We start from the raw sequence: 14,866 nt of genomic DNA on the forward strand, positions 1-14,866 counted from the left end.
GCCAGCACAAAGCGTGGTGAGGTGGCCGAGTGGCTGAAGGCGCGCCCCTGCTAAGGGCGTATACCTTGATCGGTATCGAGGGTTCGAATCCCTCCCTCACCGCCATTGCGCGCTCGTAGCTCAGCTGGATAGAGTACCTGGCTACGAACCAGGCGGTCGGAGGTTCGAATCCTCCCGAGCGCGCCATTTTCATAAAGAAACCCGAGCAATGCTCGGGTTTTTTTATGCGCCTCTAATATAGAATCCCGAGCTCAGCTTGGTGTTTTTGTGCGAGTTAAATACCAATTCAACTAAAGCTCTAGTCATTATTGCTTGATTAAATTGCCTCACTCTTCGTTGCTTAATTTGTTGTTAGAACCACTAGCAACCGCATTGAGCACCTAGATTGAGACAATTTACTCGGCGCACTAAGTTGACCATCTCCTGTATTGAATTGGCATAAGCGGTTTCGGTATGGAGTGTGCGAGTGGCGCTGGCCTTCGCTAGAAAGGCAGCCAGTTGTCTTGCGGTACTTGAATGACTGTCAGCAGCTTATAAAGAGACGCTTAGTCAGTAAGCCAGATCATCAAGCTGAAGAACCCCAAGATAAGGGTGCTGAAGATAAAGATGCCAATAAAGCCCTTTTTCCCCTGCTCGATTCGGTAACCGTTCATGGTTAGGTATAGGTACCAGAGCAGAGACAACACAATGGGAATCAAGAATAGTCTGCTGATCATTAGCTCTCCCTAATTGCACTAACGGTTTGGAATGTTAAAATACGGTTCTGCTTGCGCTGGTCTTTTGTAAATATTTGCTTAAGTTGCTTTTTATTTCTACAGACAGGTGTAGCATAACCCAGTTCAAAGCACTTTGGTCACTTTATGCGCTTAATTTTATCTATGATTGCCGTGCTGGCCCTGCCGGCTGCCGCTTGGTTCGACACCGTTCCTGATTGGCTCGATAAAGAGAGTCATCAACTGGTGCGAGATCTCAATAGTGGCATCGGCCAGAGTCAGAACCCTAATTTTCTGCACGCCGAGTACGCAGATGGCGTCATGGTGATGTACTATCGTCAAGTCGATGGTAATCGCCTAAACGCGTTTGGTGCTGTGGTTGAAAATCATAGCAAAGAGACGGTCGACAGTTTCTGCGGTAGTGGTTACTACCGAAAGCGTCTTGAGTTGGGAATGGTTTATCGTCACCAATACCAAGATGCCGCAGGTGAAAAGGTGCAAGAGACCCGTATCGATCGATACAGCTGTTTGCATAACCAAGGACGTTAATCTTTTTGTGCGAGTGAATGGAATCCGCTTTTTCCATTTTTATGAGGTAACACCTTGCAGTTAACCAGCTTTAGCGACTTTGCATTTCGCTCTTTGCTTTATATGGCCACCTTACCGGAAGGTGAGCTTACCAGTATCACTAAAGTGACCGACATCTATGGGGTTTCTCGCAACCACATGGTGAAAGTGATCAATAAGCTGGGCCATGCTGGTTTTGTAAAGACCGTCCGCGGTAAATACGGCGGTATCTGCCTAGCAAAATCTCCCGCGGAGATTGGTTTAGGTGAAGTGATTCGAGCTCTCGAACCCTTGCAGTTGATCAACTGCGGTGAACCCTACTGCACCATTCTTCCTGCCTGTAAATTGAAAGGTGTGCTAGATGAAGCGACGCAAGCGTTTTTGGCAACCTTAGATCAATATACCCTTGCTGACATGCTGGAAAACAAACAGCAGCTCAGTGAGCTAATGATCCCTACCCAAACCGTTCAAGCATAACGCCAGTGTGGGCTGAAACTGCGGCTATGGCCGCAAGTGCATTCACCTCCGCCACCTTGCTTCCCGGTGGCTCTGAAGTACTTTTGGCCTACTTAGTGACGCAATTGTCACAACACTGGTGGTGGTGGGTTTTGGTCGCAAGCGTTGCCAATGCGTTAGGCTCCATGACCAGTTTTGCCATGGGCTACTTAGGCAATCGCTACCGCTCCCCTCAGGAGATGATTCCAGTTAAGCATCATTGGCTTATTGTTAAAGTCGAGCGCTTTGGCCCCGTCAGTTTATTGTTTGCCTGGCTACCGATCATCGGCGATGGCATTCCTCTGTTGGCGGGATGGTTTCGCTTTTCTGTTATAATTAGTAGTCTTTTGATATTTTTAGGTAAATTCTGTAGATACCTACTTATCGCACTGACCACTTTGGGGCTAACGAATCCAGCTTAACCTGGCAGTTTCTCCATGAAGTTGTGGTCCATTTCAGGAGACAACTGGTGAACGTTATTAAACCTTTGGCATTGGCAACCGCCCTTATTCTTGGTGGCTGCGCGTCAGAAACCCCATCGACCCTGCCGCAAGGAGTGACGTTGGTCGAATCCAGCCTCACCCAATCTGGCTTACACATCCCCTATGAAAAGTATCAGCTCGCAAACGGCTTGACTGTGGTGCTTCACCCAGATAACTCCGATCCCTTAGTGCATGTGGATGTGACCTACCACGTCGGCTCAGCCAGAGAGCAACTGGGCAAGTCTGGTTTTGCGCACTTCTTTGAACACATGATGTTTCAAGGTTCTGAAAACGTGGCTGATGAGCAGCACTTTGCCATGGTCACTGAGTCCGGTGGTACCCTAAACGGCACCACCAACAGCGATCGTACTAACTATTTTGAAACCGTGCCTGCCAATCAGTTGGAAAAGATGCTGTGGCTTGAGGCGGATCGCATGGGCTTCTTGTTGCCAGCCATAACTGAGACCTCTTTTGAGGTGCAACGGGCGACGGTGAAAAACGAGCGTGGTCAGCGGGTGGATAACCGTCCCTATGGCCGTTTGGGAGAGATGTCATCTTACGCTCTGTATCCCCAAGGCCACCCTTACTCCTGGCCTGTGATTGGCTGGATGGAAGAGCTGGATAACGGCACTGTGGACGATTTGCGAGCGTTCTTTAAACGCTGGTACGGCCCAAACAACGCCACGTTAACCATTGGTGGCAGTTTCGACAAACAGCAGGTTTTGCAGTGGGTAGATAAGTACTTCGGTTCGATTCCTCGTGGCCCTGAAGTCAATGATGCGACCAAACCAAAGGTGACTTTGGACAGTGATCGTTATCTGACCATTGAAGATAAGGTTAGCCTGCCGGTACTCAGTATCGCTTTCCCTACGGTGTATGCCCGCCATGAAGATGAGGCCGCCTTGGACCTGCTGTCAGACATTCTGGGCGGCGGTGAAACTTCAATCATGTACAAGAACTTGGTGAAGTCTGGTGTGGCAGTTCAGGCGGGTACGGGGCATGGTTGTCGCGAACTGGCCTGTGAATTCAGCCTGTTTGTGGTGGCGAACGCGGGCAAAATGCCAGAGCTTTCCAAAATTGAAGCCATTGTGCGTGACTCCATCGATGAGTTTGTGGAGCGCGGCGTCAGCAGCGATGACCTGTTAAAAGCGCAGGTGTCCCACGAAGCCAATACGTTATTCGGCCTGCAAAGCGTTCGAGGTAAGGTGTCCACATTGGCTTACAACGAAACCTTCTTCGATACCCCAGATCTGCTGCAGGCAGACATCGAGCGCTACAACGCCGTCACTGCCGATGACGTCATGCGGGTATACAACACCTACATCAAAGACAAAGCGTCGGTGATTGTCAGCGTGGTGCCTCAAGGTCAGACTCAGCTTCAGGCAGCGGCTCCGACGGTGCCAGTGCGCACACCGATAGCCAAAGAGACCTTAAAGCATGCGGATAAAGTGACCGATACTCAGGTTGCCGACAACTTCGACCGCAGCAAGGTGCCAGGCTCAGGTGCAGCACCACAGATGGTGGTGCCATCATTGTGGCAGCAGCAGCTGGCCAACGGCATTGAGGTGATGGGCACCCAAAGCCTAGAAACCCCAACGACGACCATCTCCATCGCTCTAGAAGGCGGACAGCGTCTGCTCAGCGCAGATAAAGCTGGTTTGGCGGATCTGACGGCATCGATGATGCAAGAGTCCACCGCCAAACTGACTACGGAACAGATGGCGCTGGAGCTTGAAAAGTTGGGCGCAAGCATCTCCGTTAGCGCCTCTGGGTATCGCACTTACGTTAGTGTCAGTACGCTGACTAAAAACCTAGATGCCACCATCGAGCTACTGCGTCAGCGCTTGTTTGAGCCCGCCTTCAATCAGGAAGATTTTGATCGAGTTAAGGTGCAGTCTTTACAGATGCTTCAGCATCAAAGTAAAGATGCAGGCTGGCTGGCCAGCACCGCATGGAGCCGCTTGCTATTTGGTACCGATAACAGTGTGGGGCAACCTACCAGCGGCACCATTGAGTCGGTGTCCAAGTTGAGTCTAGACGACGTCAAAGGGTTCTATAAACAGCAATTCCACGGTGGCAACGCGTCGGTGATTTTGGTGTCAGACTTGGAGCAGAAAGCCATTGCGCCGAAGCTGAGCTGGTTGGGTGACTGGAAAGGGGATGCTACCCCTTGGCCTGAGCTTAAGCCGATGCCAAAGCTTGCGGGCAATACTCTATACCTGCTGGATAAGCCAGGTGCTGCTCAGTCCGTCATTCGCATCGGCCGTCGAGCCATGGCATTTGACGCCACAGGCGAGTATTTTGAGGCAGGTTTGATGAACTTCCCTCTGGGAGGCGCGTTTAACAGTCGCATCAACCTCAACCTTCGAGAAGATAAAGGCTACACCTATGGTGCGCGTAGTGGCTTTAATGGCGGCCCAGAGCTGGGCAGTTTCTCCGCTGGCGGCAGTGTTCGTGCCGATGCCACCGCGGCGTCGATAACCGAGTTTGTTAACGAGCTGTCTGGGTTTGCTGAGTCCGGTATGACTGCTGAGGAGCTGGCGTTTTTGCAAGCGTCCATCACTCAGTCTGATGCGCTTAAGTTTGAAACCCCTTCTCAAAAAGCGCGCTTCTTAGGTCAGATTCAGCGCTATGATCTGCCAACCAACTACATTGAGAAGCAGGGCAAGCTGATTGAAACACTGACTCTGGATGAGCTGAATCAGGTAGCGGCGAAGCAGCTTGACCTGTCACAGATGATCATTTTGGTGGTTGGTGATAAAAACAGCATAGAAGAACCTTTGAAACAATTGGGTTATGACGTAGTGTCTTACAAGTTGTAAGATACTGTCATTTTATTTCAGGGGGCCTTAGGCCCCCGTCGATTCATGAGAGTCTGGCTTGACCGATTTTGAACAGAACCTAAATCGCTTAGACACACCGGAAGGTGTGGCGGCGATGCGTAGCTTGGTTCGAGGCATTGAACGCGAAGCACTGCGAATGCTGCCTCAAGGCACCCTAGCTAGAGATCCTCACCCTGCGCCTTTGGGCTCAGCGTTGACCAACCGCTGGATCACCACCGACTTTTCTGAGTCCCTGCTGGAGTTGATTACCGGCGTTCACAGCGATGTTGACGGCCTGCTGAATGAGCTAGGGGACGTGCATCACTTTGTGATGGACAACCTGGGTGACCAAGTGTTGTGGCCGCAATCGATGCCTTGTCACATCGATCATCAGGAGGATGTGCCGATTGCTCAATATGGCCGCTCTCATGTTGGTCAGATGAAGACGCTCTACCGAGAGGGCCTCAAGCGTCGTTATGGCGCGAAAATGCAGTCCATTGCTGGGGTGCATTTTAACTTCTCTTTGCCTGACGGGTTGTGGCAGCAGCTAAAGGGAGATGCCTCTCAGGAGACGAAATCTTCCGGCTACTTCCATCTAATCCGCAATTTCCGACATCAGTCGTGGATTCTGCCTTACCTATTTGGCGCCTCACCGGTACTGTGCCCCTCTTTCTTAGACGGTAAGCAGACCAACTTTGAGTTTGAGACTTTGCCTAGTGGTAAGCTCAGCCTGCCTTACGCAACCTCACTGCGCATGAGCGATCTGGGTTACACCAATAGTGAGCAGTCTAGCTTGCAGATTCGCTACAACTCAGTGGAAGAGTATGTGTCGGATCTTAAACGCGCCATCCGTTTGCCTTCGGAGCGTTTTGCCAAGTTAGGGGTGGTTAACGACGGGGAGCGCTTGCAGCTCAATGGCAATATTTTGCAGATTGAGAATGAGCTGTACTCGCCGATTCGTCCGAAGCGCACCACCTTAAGCGGTGAAACGCCGTCGGATGCGTTGGCCCGTGATGGGGTTGAGTACATTGAAGTTCGCACCTTAGACGTTAACCCATTTGCGCCTCTTGGCATCGACGAAACGCAAATCCGTTTGTTGGATCTGTTCCTGCTTGATTGTGTGTTATTGCCAAGTCCGTGTTGGACAGAAGCGTGCCAGCAGCAGTCTCAGCATAACTTCGATCTGGTGGTCTCTGAAGGTCGCCGTCCAGGGTTGAAGCTGGATCGTGGTTGCAACACCAAGATTGAGCTGAGCGCATGGCTGGCTGAAAACGTTGACCGTTGGCAGCGTATCGCGCAGCTGCTCGATGGTGGCAGCAACGGGCCATATCATCAGGCTTTGGCCGCATGGCGCCCGGCATTTAGCGATTCTGAGCAGACCTTATCCGGCAAGGTGATGGCGCTCTATCAAGCGCAGCAACATCCGATGATGGCCATGGCACAGCGCCATAAGCAAGGGATGATTCAAACTCCCTATCGTCAGCTGTCGGAAGCGCGGTTGGTTGAGGAAGCTGCACGAAGTGTGGATGCGCAGGCCAAATTGGAAGCTGAGCAATCCGGCAGCTTTGACGAATACCTGCAAGCTTACATGGACTCAATCTAGGGGACGAAATGAGAAAGTCGGCATGGATTTTATTGGTTGGGTTGTTAGGCGGCTGTGCCAGTGGCCCCGATTATGAAGGGACCTGTGCCGAAATTTCCACCTTCGCGACGCCGCCAGAGACGGAAGATCTGTATCGCGCGGTCATTACCCGTATCGATGATAACAATGTGGTCACCAAGGCCAGTTATCGACTGAGCCCAGGTAAGCACCGTTTGCGGGTGGTTGAGTTGATAGACGACCCTCGACTTGGGGTGAAACTTCGTAATCGTCGCTACCACGATTTTGAAGTGGAGTTAGCGCCCCATACTCGCTATCACATCGGAGCGCAGTTTAATGCGGATCAGCGTTTTCGAGGCCACGATGCCAAGTATTGGCAGCCAGTCGTTTGGAAACAAACGCAAAAGCAGTGTGAATTTGATTGACATCGATGAGCTAAAACGCTTCGTTCACTAACCCTATACATCATTGATGTGTAGGGTTTTTTATTGTTTTTTCAGCCTGTCTCTTTGTATCTCCTCCCTCTTCGGCTCTGGCGTTGAGCTAGGCTGCGTCAACTCGCCAACAAATAATCCCGTTAGGGGTGAAAATGTCTCGATAGGAATAACTCTTATTTGCATTGTTTGGGTACTGTTGTTGCTCTAATTACGATGACAGTTATAGGGAAACATCATGAATTCACGATGGGGCGATTGGAAACTGAGTTTGACCGCCACCTGGGTCGCCGCCGCTCTGGCTTCACCAGCTCAAGTTAGCGCCGCGCAAGAGGCGCTAGGGGAGTATGGTGAGCTTGAGGTAATCACCATTACCGCAGATAAAATTGAACGAGATAAGCAAGACGTTGCGTCCAGCGTCAGTGTGTTTGAGGGTTACACTCTTGAGGACATGGGAGTGGACAGCCTTGAGGGAATTGCAAATCGCACTCCGAACGTCAGTTTCTATCGTGCCGACAGCCACACCACCTATTTGGTTTATCGTGGCATTGGCGGTACCACCAATATGAACAAGGTCTGGAACGTCAATGTGGATGACGTTACTCTGCCCTATGTGGCCACCGACATCCTTTTGGACGCGGCTCGGGTCGAGGTGTTACGAGGCAGCCAAGGTGCACTCTATGGCCGCAATACCCATGCTGGTGTGGTGAATGTGGTCACGCGAAGCCCAGATGACTATTTTGATGCCAATGGCGTTGTTAGCTACGAGAGCTACAACACCATGAAGTTCACCGGGGCTGTGGGTGGACCCATCGACGATGACATGGGTTACCGGTTTGCCTTGGGGTATCGCTCTGGGGACGGTTACTTTAAAAATCGGACCTTGGGCACTGATGATGGTAACGATCATCAACAGGTCTCAGCGAGGGGAAAATTTGTCTACGCGCCAACGGACATCGACAAACTGACCTTCAGCTTAACTCTGGATCGTTTTGATGGCGGGTTCGACAGTTATGCGATTGGCGGCGGTACCACCACGGAAAGCAATGAACCGGGATACAACGATGGCTCGTTGGTTGCCCCTTCGGTTACTTGGGTTCGCCAGCTTTCTCTGGGTAAGCTGACCTCCATCACCGCCTATTCAGACAGTAACTACGGCTTCTTACAAGATTGGGATTTCACTGCCATGGACATCATGGCGGCAGAATACGATGAGAATTTCCAGACCTTTACCCAGGAGTTTCGTCTTGAGGGGCAATCAGCCGACGACCTTAACTGGTTAGTTGGCGCTTTTTTGTTGGTGGAAGACTTGGACACTGAAACCATGGTTCGATTTGGCGCGGACGCTGGCGCCGCGGGCATGCCTGCGGACTTTGAGATGTCCCAGCGCTCGACCATTAAGAGCCGTGGAGGGGCGCTGTTTGGTCAGGTGGTTTATCAGCCTTGGCAAGCTGTGGAGCTAACGGGACGATTGCGTTTGGATTACGAGCGTAAGGAGCTGGACTGGCAAGGCTTTGCTGGGCCCGCTCCCACCGGCTCTAAGTCATTTGATGAAGGCTGGTTTGCGGCGCTGCCTTCGGTGTCGGCGGCTTGGATTCTGAGCGATGAACAGCGGATCTATGGGTCGATATCTCGAGGCTATAAAGCGGGAGACTTCAATAACGTTCAAGTGGATCCTGCGGTGGTGACTGAGCCTGTGGATCCTGAGTACGCCACCACCTACGAGCTTGGCTACAAAGGGACTCTTGCGGATCGCCGTCTTGAGTTAAATGCAGCGCTGTTCTACGTGGACTGGCAAGACCTACAGGTGGAGACTCAGTTGAATGTGCCCGGTGCGGCGCCGGTATTTCTGAAGCAGAATGCCGCGGAGGCCCACAGTTCCGGCATTGAGGTGGAGCTTCGCGCGCAGCCCCATGAAGACTGGGAGCTTTTCGCAGGCGGCAGTTATCTGTTCGACTACGAGTTTGATAAGTATCCAAACAGTGTCAGTGGCGACATCAGTGGCAATTTGCTGCCCAATGCCAATGAGTTTGTGCTAAACGGCGGGGCGGTGTATCGCCACGACTCAGGGTTGTTCTTTGCGGTCGATGCCACCGTCAACGGCAGTCGATTCTTTGATGAAGCCAATCAGTTTGAACAGAAAACCTACACCCTAGTAAACGCTCGTATCGGCTACGAGGGTGAGTCCATGTCGGCCTACCTCTATGGCCGCAATCTTCTCGATGAAGACTATGCCTTGTCGATGTTTAACGGCACGACGATGTCCGCAGAGCCTGCCATCGTTGGTGTTCAGGTGAAGGTGGAGTTGTAATGATCTCGACGGCCAAGGAGGGCCGGCCTCAAATCGCGTGCTTTCGAGCCTCACTGGGGCACACCCCATATTGCTTTTGAAAGGCTTTACTGAAGTGACTGGCGTTGCTGTAGCCGAGCATCTGCGCGGTCTCGCCAACGTTGTGTTTGCTCAATAACTGTTTGGCGTGATTCATTCGTTCTTGCAGAAACAGATTGTAGATACTGCTGCCAAAAAGGAGCTTAAATCCGCGCTTGAGCTTCAACTGGTTCAGACCCGTTTCCCGAGCCAGCTCGGCAATGGTGGGCGCGCAGCATAGATCTTGAAGCAGCAATTCCCTCGCTTCCATAAGCTGTTTTCGCTCACGCAGCGGCACACTGTGTTGCTGATGACAGATACCCGGATTATCCAGTTGCCAAGCCAGAAACTCATAGACGGCGGCCTTGATCATCAACGGCGAGCTACTCCTGCTACTGAGGCGTTTGAATAGCGTCATCGCCGCGTTAAGCCCCTGTTGTCCCGGCGCGCAGTCTCGATAAAAGTGTCCCTTAGCAATGTCTTCCAATAACCAGTCTGCATCCGAGCCCGCAAGCTCTTGCAGCACCTCCTTGGGCAGCATCAGCTCCACCTGCCGAAATTGCGATGATGCCGAGATGTCGAACCTGTCATGGGGCAGAAAACTGATGCTGCTGTTACCGGTTGACGGTTTGATGCAGAAGCGACCCGAGCGGAACTCTACCTGACCATTGAGCAGACACGAGAAGTTGATAAGGTCACTGTCGTTGGTCATGGCTGCCTGCACCCTATTGGTTCCCATCCCTTGATAGATGGACGCGGTTATCCCTTGGCCAATGTCGATGAACGAAGACGCCACATTCGGCATCACTTCTGAAAAGGTAACGGGATTGCTCATGAGCTGGGTGGAAGAAACGGGGGCCATGGTGGTTTCTCGTCATAGTCGTAATCGCTAATGATTATCACTTGCATGTTTGGGCGTCAATGTTTTGCTGCTCAGTCTGTTAACTCGAGCAACAACCTGGAAACTGGCGCTTTAATCCCTCCAACTGGTTTGGGCTTCGCCCCTGACGGGATTATTTCCCCTGTTGGTCAGCCTTAGCCTATGGGCACAGCAACCCTTCACTGGGCATGATGACCTCCAATCAAACAAAGGCACTCAGATTGAGAGGTATAGATGACTAGAGGCTTAGTTGTTTCGGGGCTGCACAAAACCTATGACAATGGGGTTAGCGCACTTAAAGGGGTAGAACTGGAGGTGGCACCCGGGTTATACGGGCTGCTGGGTCCCAACGGTGCTGGCAAGAGCACCTTGATGCGAACGTTAGCAACGCTGCAGCGCCCAGACAGTGGCAGCATCGTTTTTGATGGTTTTGACGCGCTTTCTCAGCCAGATAAGTTAAGGCAATGTTTAGGTTATCTGCCTCAACAAATTGGCAGCTATCCCGGGGTGCCTGCCCAGAGTCTTCTAGAGCGTTTTGCGTGGCTTAAAGGCCGAACGGATGGCAATTTGCGTCGCCGAGAAGTGGCGGAGCTGTTGGAGAAAGTGAATCTCAGTGACGTTGCCAATCGAGCGGTATCGGAGTATTCCGGCGGGATGCTTCGCCGTTTTGGTATCGCGTTGGCACTTATCGGTCAGCCGAAACTGGTGATTGTTGACGAGCCAACCGCGGGATTAGACCCATCGGAAAGTAACCGCTTTCATCGGGTGTTGGCTGACATTGCCGACGATGCCGTGGTGCTGCTCTCGACCCACATCATTGAAGACGTTGAAAATCTGTGTGAACGCCTATCCATATTGACCTCTGGACGCATCGTGGCGTCGGGGTCGCCCCATGCATTGACGTCGCCTCTTAAGGGGAGGCTGTGGAGTCGGTTCTATGCCAAAGGCGACCCCTTACCTGACTCTCCCTTGCGGGTGCTGGCGCATCCGAGAGGGTATCGGGTAATCTGCGAAGCCCCTCAGGTGCCTGGCTCAGGTTTTGAACCTCACCAGCCGACGCTGGAGGACGCATATCATCTGGCTTTACGAGAGTCGAACTCGGAGATGCCAGTATGAACTCCGTTTACTGGGCGGAAGTCCGTCAAGAGGTGCGCCTTAGTATGCGAGGCCCGCTGTTCCCCATTGTCAGTGTTGGGCTAGCGCTATACATCCTGTTGATTTTGGCCAGCTCGGGACAGATGCAGAGCATGGGGGCAACAGGGATTCCACGGAATGCATCGTATCTGGTGTTTCAGCTGGCCAGTGGCATGTCCATGTGGCTGTTCTTTATCTGGGCTTGGGTATTTGGTCAGGCGGTACTGCGGGATCGGGGCGTATCGCTTCATGAAGTGGTGCTCGCGGCACCGGTTACCCTGTGGAAGTTGATGCTGGCTCGCTTTGTTGGTGCGTGCGTTGTCGCATTGATGTTGGGGGCCATCATGCCTCTGAGCCTATTTCTGACACCTGTGTTGGCGTGGACCGGCCTGATTGCCGCAGATCTGGTGGGGCCCGCGCCGGTGCTGGCCACACTGTGGAGCGTGGCGGTGTTTATTGTTCCCACTATGTTGGGCATGGGTGCGCTGTTTTTCGTGGCGGCACTGCGAAGGCGCAGCATCGCCGGTCCATTTGCTGTCGCAACCATCATGATGCTGGTGTGGATGATTGGGCTGGTGGTGCTAAGGGGCGGTGACATCAGTGACTTTGCGGCAACGCTATTTGATCCCACAGCGTTTTCAGAGGCGGAGCGACAAACCACCCAGTGGACGCCGTCTGAGAAGTTGTCTTCCATCATGACTGTTACCCCTGCGCTGCTGCTTAATCGACTCATATGGGCCGGTGTGCCGATGTTAATGCTGGCGTGGCAATTGTGGCGGCTGACTCGAGAGCAGCTGCTGCAGCCGCCGGCGTCAAAAGCGAAGGCCGTTCAGATGAATACAGCGCCTCAGCCGAGCACCTCTTTGGTCAATCTTGGGGCCATTACCCGTTCAAACTGGCTCAACGCCCTGTGGCTCGAAGCCCGCTGGTTTTGGAAAACCTGCTGCATGAGCCGAGGGACCTTGCTGGCTCTCGCTGTTCTGATTTTTATCGGCGTACTGGGTAGCATCACCCACGTGGTTCAACATGGGGAAGGCCCATTAACGCCTCACGCGCCGCTGTTGATGCCATTTATGGCTGAGTTCTTTTTGCTGTTTTTGATGTTCTCTATCGCGGGCTTTGTTGGCATGTTGATGCAACGCGACAGAGTCGCAGGCATTAGCGAGATAATCGATGCGTGCTCAGCTCCGGTGGCAACTCGAGTGATGGGACGAGTCGTTGCGGCGGTGCTGTTGACGGCGCTGTTTTCTCTTGCGCCAGCGGTGAGTGCATGGACAGTGATGGGGCTCAGTGACATGGCGATCAACTGGTGGGATCCGCTCCTGTATCAGGTGGTCGTGGTGTTGCCAGCCATGTTAGAAGTGTGCGCCGTTGCCGTAGTGGCCCACTGTGTGCTGCGTCATGCTGGCGCCGCCCATGGCGTCACCATGATGCTGTGTTTTATTGCCGTGGCCAACATGGAAGTGCAGGTGGTTAACTACCCTCCTGGGCGATTTGCGTTGCCTGCCGAGGTCAACCTGTCGGCGCTGGATGGCTGGTCGCCCTGGCTGCCAAGTTTGCTCACCCTAGATCTGTTTAAACTGTCGATGTCCCTAGTCTTGATAGCCATGGCGTGGCTCGCTTGGCCTAGAGGTGTCGACCTTAATGTATCCCAACGAGTCGGGGCGATGCTGGTTAGGTGGCGCCAAGGGGCTTGGGTGATGGTGCTGTTGGCTTTAAGCACCGCTGGCATCAGTGGCACTTTGCTGTATTCAAAAATGGTGCAGCAGGGGGAGTATCAATCCTTAGCCGATTCTCAGCAGCGGGATGCCGCCTGGGAGCGCTTATGGTGGACAAGATTTGATGAGTTTGAACTGTCCGGTGGTGAGGTCGAGATCAGCTTGTCGCCACGGTCTCGAACTGGTCACGGGCGATGGACGCTGCACCACGTTCGCACAGGGAGGGGAAGCTTAACGGGAAGCCTTCCCCATGGGGTCATCGTTGACTCGGTGCAAGTGGATAATAAGCCGGTGTCAGTTCAGGTGGCAGAGGATCAGTTTTGGGCTGAACTGGGCGATTGCCCTGAATCTGGGTGTGAGGTGGTCATCGAACTTAGGTTGCGGCTAAATGACTGGCCCAGTGATGGCACTGCACCTTGGCTAACGGCCGAGGCTTCCTGGTTAACTGCCGCGGCGATGTTACCCACGCTGGGCTTGAATCCAGAGCGGCGATTGCAGGCTCCTAGGGACAGAAAAGCGCAAGGACTGCCCATTGAGTCATCGTCGTTGCCCATAGCCAGCTTGCAATCAGATCTGGGGGTGGCCCCAACGGGGCGTTGGCGCTGGCAGGTCAAGATAGAGCAGGGGCACACTGCCATTGTTGACCAAGGTGAGGTCAACGGCCCCTTGACCTTCTCTTCGGTATGGTTATCCGAGGCACCTATGGACACTGAGGTCGAGCCACTGCTGCTGCATCAGAAGGCTTACCAAACACAAGCGCAAGCAATGTCTGACGACGTAAATCAAGTAACTAACTGCGTGTCGTCGCTACTTGGCGAAGCTCCGGAAGTGAACACCCTAATACAGAGCCCTCGAAATTCAGGGCCAATCACGCTCTATGGCACCAAACTCTGGGTGCCGGGGGATCTTGGCTGGGACGCAGGGAGTGCGGGAGTCAGCCGCAGCCTAAGACGGGCTCGCATCGCCGCTGCGCTGGCGAAGTTTCAGCTTGGCTTGGTGAGTGATGCCCGTGCCGAGCCTGGGGTTCATTGGCTGCTACAGGGAGCGCCGAACTGGGTTGGATTAGAGTGTGTCCGCCGTTTGGATGGTGAAGAAGCATGGCTGGCTTTACTTCAGTGGCACGGCGATCACTTGACGGACGCGCTGGGGAAACTTGAGGTGCCAATTACGCGAGTCGGGCAAAGTGGTAATGCTCCATGGTTGCCTCATTACGGAGCGTTGGCCATGACTCAGGCCTCTGCATTAGTGGGGGATCGTTTTGCTCAAGAGCTGATGGCCATCGCAGAACGGCTGCGTTGCGGCAGTGTCATGGAGGATGCCGTGGCGCAAGTGCTTGGCACTGAGATGGCCGAAGGGCTGATGGGCAGTCCGATGATCAGTGATTTGGCTGTTGATGCCAGCGCTGATGCAAAGGTATCGATTCGTCGCTGGAGGTGGCAACAGGGAGGATGGCAGCTAGCAGAAGCAGGTCACCAAGTGATGGTACCAACTTTTGTTGATGCGGCAAATGTGCAGCCCGTATCGTCAATTACGGCGGCGGACGGAAGTGTGTTGTTGGATGCGGCTCCATTTCCCGAACGCACCATGTCAGACAATCGATGGCGTCAGTTCAAAATGGATTGAGCGATAAAGTAAAGCCCTCAAGTGTGAGGG

Annotated in this window: 11 protein-coding genes and 2 tRNA genes; 11 read left to right on the forward strand and 2 right to left on the reverse strand. The window is 53.1% G+C overall.

The window, feature by feature from the left end; genetic code table 11:
• The first annotated feature begins 15 nt into the window (after positions 1-15).
• Together FCL42_RS09710 and FCL42_RS09715 are read left to right on the forward strand one after the other, a co-directional pair.
• A tRNA-Ser gene (locus FCL42_RS09710) sits at positions 16-105 on the forward strand.
• A gap of 4 nt (positions 106-109) precedes the next feature.
• Positions 110-186 (forward strand) — tRNA-Arg (locus FCL42_RS09715).
• A 359-nt stretch (positions 187-545) separates the two neighbouring features.
• Here FCL42_RS09715 and FCL42_RS21700 read toward each other — a convergent pair.
• On the reverse strand, positions 546-716 hold the full coding sequence (locus tag FCL42_RS21700; protein ID WP_169308353.1) for a hypothetical protein: 171 nt from the start codon (positions 714-716) through the stop codon (positions 546-548).
• Between the two features lie 144 nt (positions 717-860).
• Here FCL42_RS21700 and FCL42_RS09720 point away from each other — a divergent pair, with 144 nt between their 5' ends.
• From FCL42_RS09720 to FCL42_RS09750, 7 genes are all read left to right on the forward strand, one after another.
• Positions 861-1,262 carry a hypothetical protein gene (locus FCL42_RS09720; protein ID WP_136863213.1) on the forward strand — a complete coding sequence of 134 codons (402 nt, stop codon included), beginning with the start codon at positions 861-863 and terminating at the stop codon, positions 1,260-1,262.
• 54 nt (positions 1,263-1,316) lie between these two features.
• A complete protein-coding gene (nsrR, locus tag FCL42_RS09725; protein WP_136863214.1) occupies positions 1,317-1,757 on the forward strand; it encodes a nitric oxide-sensing transcriptional repressor NsrR in 441 nt (146 codons plus the stop codon).
• A gap of 26 nt (positions 1,758-1,783) precedes the next feature.
• A complete protein-coding gene (locus tag FCL42_RS09730; RefSeq protein ID WP_136863215.1) occupies positions 1,784-2,197 on the forward strand; it encodes a YqaA family protein in 414 nt (137 codons plus the stop codon).
• Between the two features lie 47 nt (positions 2,198-2,244).
• Entirely contained in the window at positions 2,245-5,079 is a 2,835-nt protein-coding gene (locus FCL42_RS09735; protein WP_229359825.1) for a M16 family metallopeptidase, read from the forward strand.
• Positions 5,080-5,137: 58 nt separating this feature from the next.
• Positions 5,138-6,682, forward strand: a complete 1,545-nt coding sequence (gene gshA, locus FCL42_RS09740; protein WP_136863216.1) for a glutamate--cysteine ligase — start codon at positions 5,138-5,140, stop codon at positions 6,680-6,682.
• Positions 6,683-6,690: 8 nt separating this feature from the next.
• The gene (locus tag FCL42_RS09745; protein ID WP_136863217.1) at positions 6,691-7,104 is read left to right on the forward strand and encodes a hypothetical protein; all 414 of its coding nucleotides are present in this window, start codon (positions 6,691-6,693) and stop codon (positions 7,102-7,104) included.
• Positions 7,105-7,351: 247 nt separating this feature from the next.
• Positions 7,352-9,424 (forward strand): TonB-dependent receptor, encoded by a 2,073-nt coding sequence (locus tag FCL42_RS09750; RefSeq protein ID WP_136863218.1) that lies wholly within the window; start codon positions 7,352-7,354, stop codon positions 9,422-9,424.
• A 28-nt stretch (positions 9,425-9,452) separates the two neighbouring features.
• Here the strand turns inward: FCL42_RS09750 and FCL42_RS09755 are convergent, their stop codons facing one another.
• Positions 9,453-10,343: a helix-turn-helix domain-containing protein gene (locus FCL42_RS09755; protein WP_136863219.1), complete on the reverse strand. Its 891-nt coding sequence runs from the start codon at positions 10,341-10,343 to the stop codon at positions 9,453-9,455.
• A 252-nt stretch (positions 10,344-10,595) separates the two neighbouring features.
• Here FCL42_RS09755 and FCL42_RS09760 point away from each other — a divergent pair, with 252 nt between their 5' ends.
• Together FCL42_RS09760 and FCL42_RS09765 are read left to right on the forward strand one after the other, a co-directional pair.
• Positions 10,596-11,477 (forward strand): ABC transporter ATP-binding protein, encoded by an 882-nt coding sequence (locus FCL42_RS09760; protein WP_136863220.1) that lies wholly within the window; start codon positions 10,596-10,598, stop codon positions 11,475-11,477.
• The gene (locus FCL42_RS09765) at positions 11,474-14,836 is read left to right on the forward strand and encodes an ABC transporter permease (RefSeq protein ID WP_136863221.1); all 3,363 of its coding nucleotides are present in this window, start codon (positions 11,474-11,476) and stop codon (positions 14,834-14,836) included. The genes FCL42_RS09760 and FCL42_RS09765 overlap by 4 nt, the downstream gene beginning before the upstream one ends.
• Positions 14,837-14,866: the final 30 nt, after the last annotated feature.

Source organism: Ferrimonas aestuarii (genome assembly GCF_005116665.1).
Classification (GTDB): Bacteria; Pseudomonadota; Gammaproteobacteria; order Enterobacterales; family Shewanellaceae; genus Ferrimonas; species Ferrimonas aestuarii.

Bases quoted from the DNA above. Each gene is read 5' to 3' on its own strand.
- FCL42_RS09755 (WP_136863219.1), bottom strand. From the start codon at position 10,343: ATGGCCCCCGTTTCTTCCACCCAGCTCATGAGCAATCCCGTTACCTTT.
- FCL42_RS09750 (WP_136863218.1), top strand. From the start codon at position 7,352: ATGAATTCACGATGGGGCGATTGGAAACTGAGTTTGACCGCCACCTGG.
- FCL42_RS09760 (WP_136863220.1), top strand. From the start codon at position 10,596: ATGACTAGAGGCTTAGTTGTTTCGGGGCTGCACAAAACCTATGACAAT.
- FCL42_RS09745 (WP_136863217.1), top strand. From the start codon at position 6,691: ATGAGAAAGTCGGCATGGATTTTATTGGTTGGGTTGTTAGGCGGCTGT.
- FCL42_RS09730 (WP_136863215.1), top strand. From the start codon at position 1,784: ATGGCCGCAAGTGCATTCACCTCCGCCACCTTGCTTCCCGGTGGCTCT.
- FCL42_RS09765 (WP_136863221.1), top strand. From the start codon at position 11,474: ATGAACTCCGTTTACTGGGCGGAAGTCCGTCAAGAGGTGCGCCTTAGT.
- FCL42_RS09720 (WP_136863213.1), top strand. From the start codon at position 861: ATGCGCTTAATTTTATCTATGATTGCCGTGCTGGCCCTGCCGGCTGCC.
- FCL42_RS21700 (WP_169308353.1), bottom strand. From the start codon at position 716: ATGATCAGCAGACTATTCTTGATTCCCATTGTGTTGTCTCTGCTCTGG.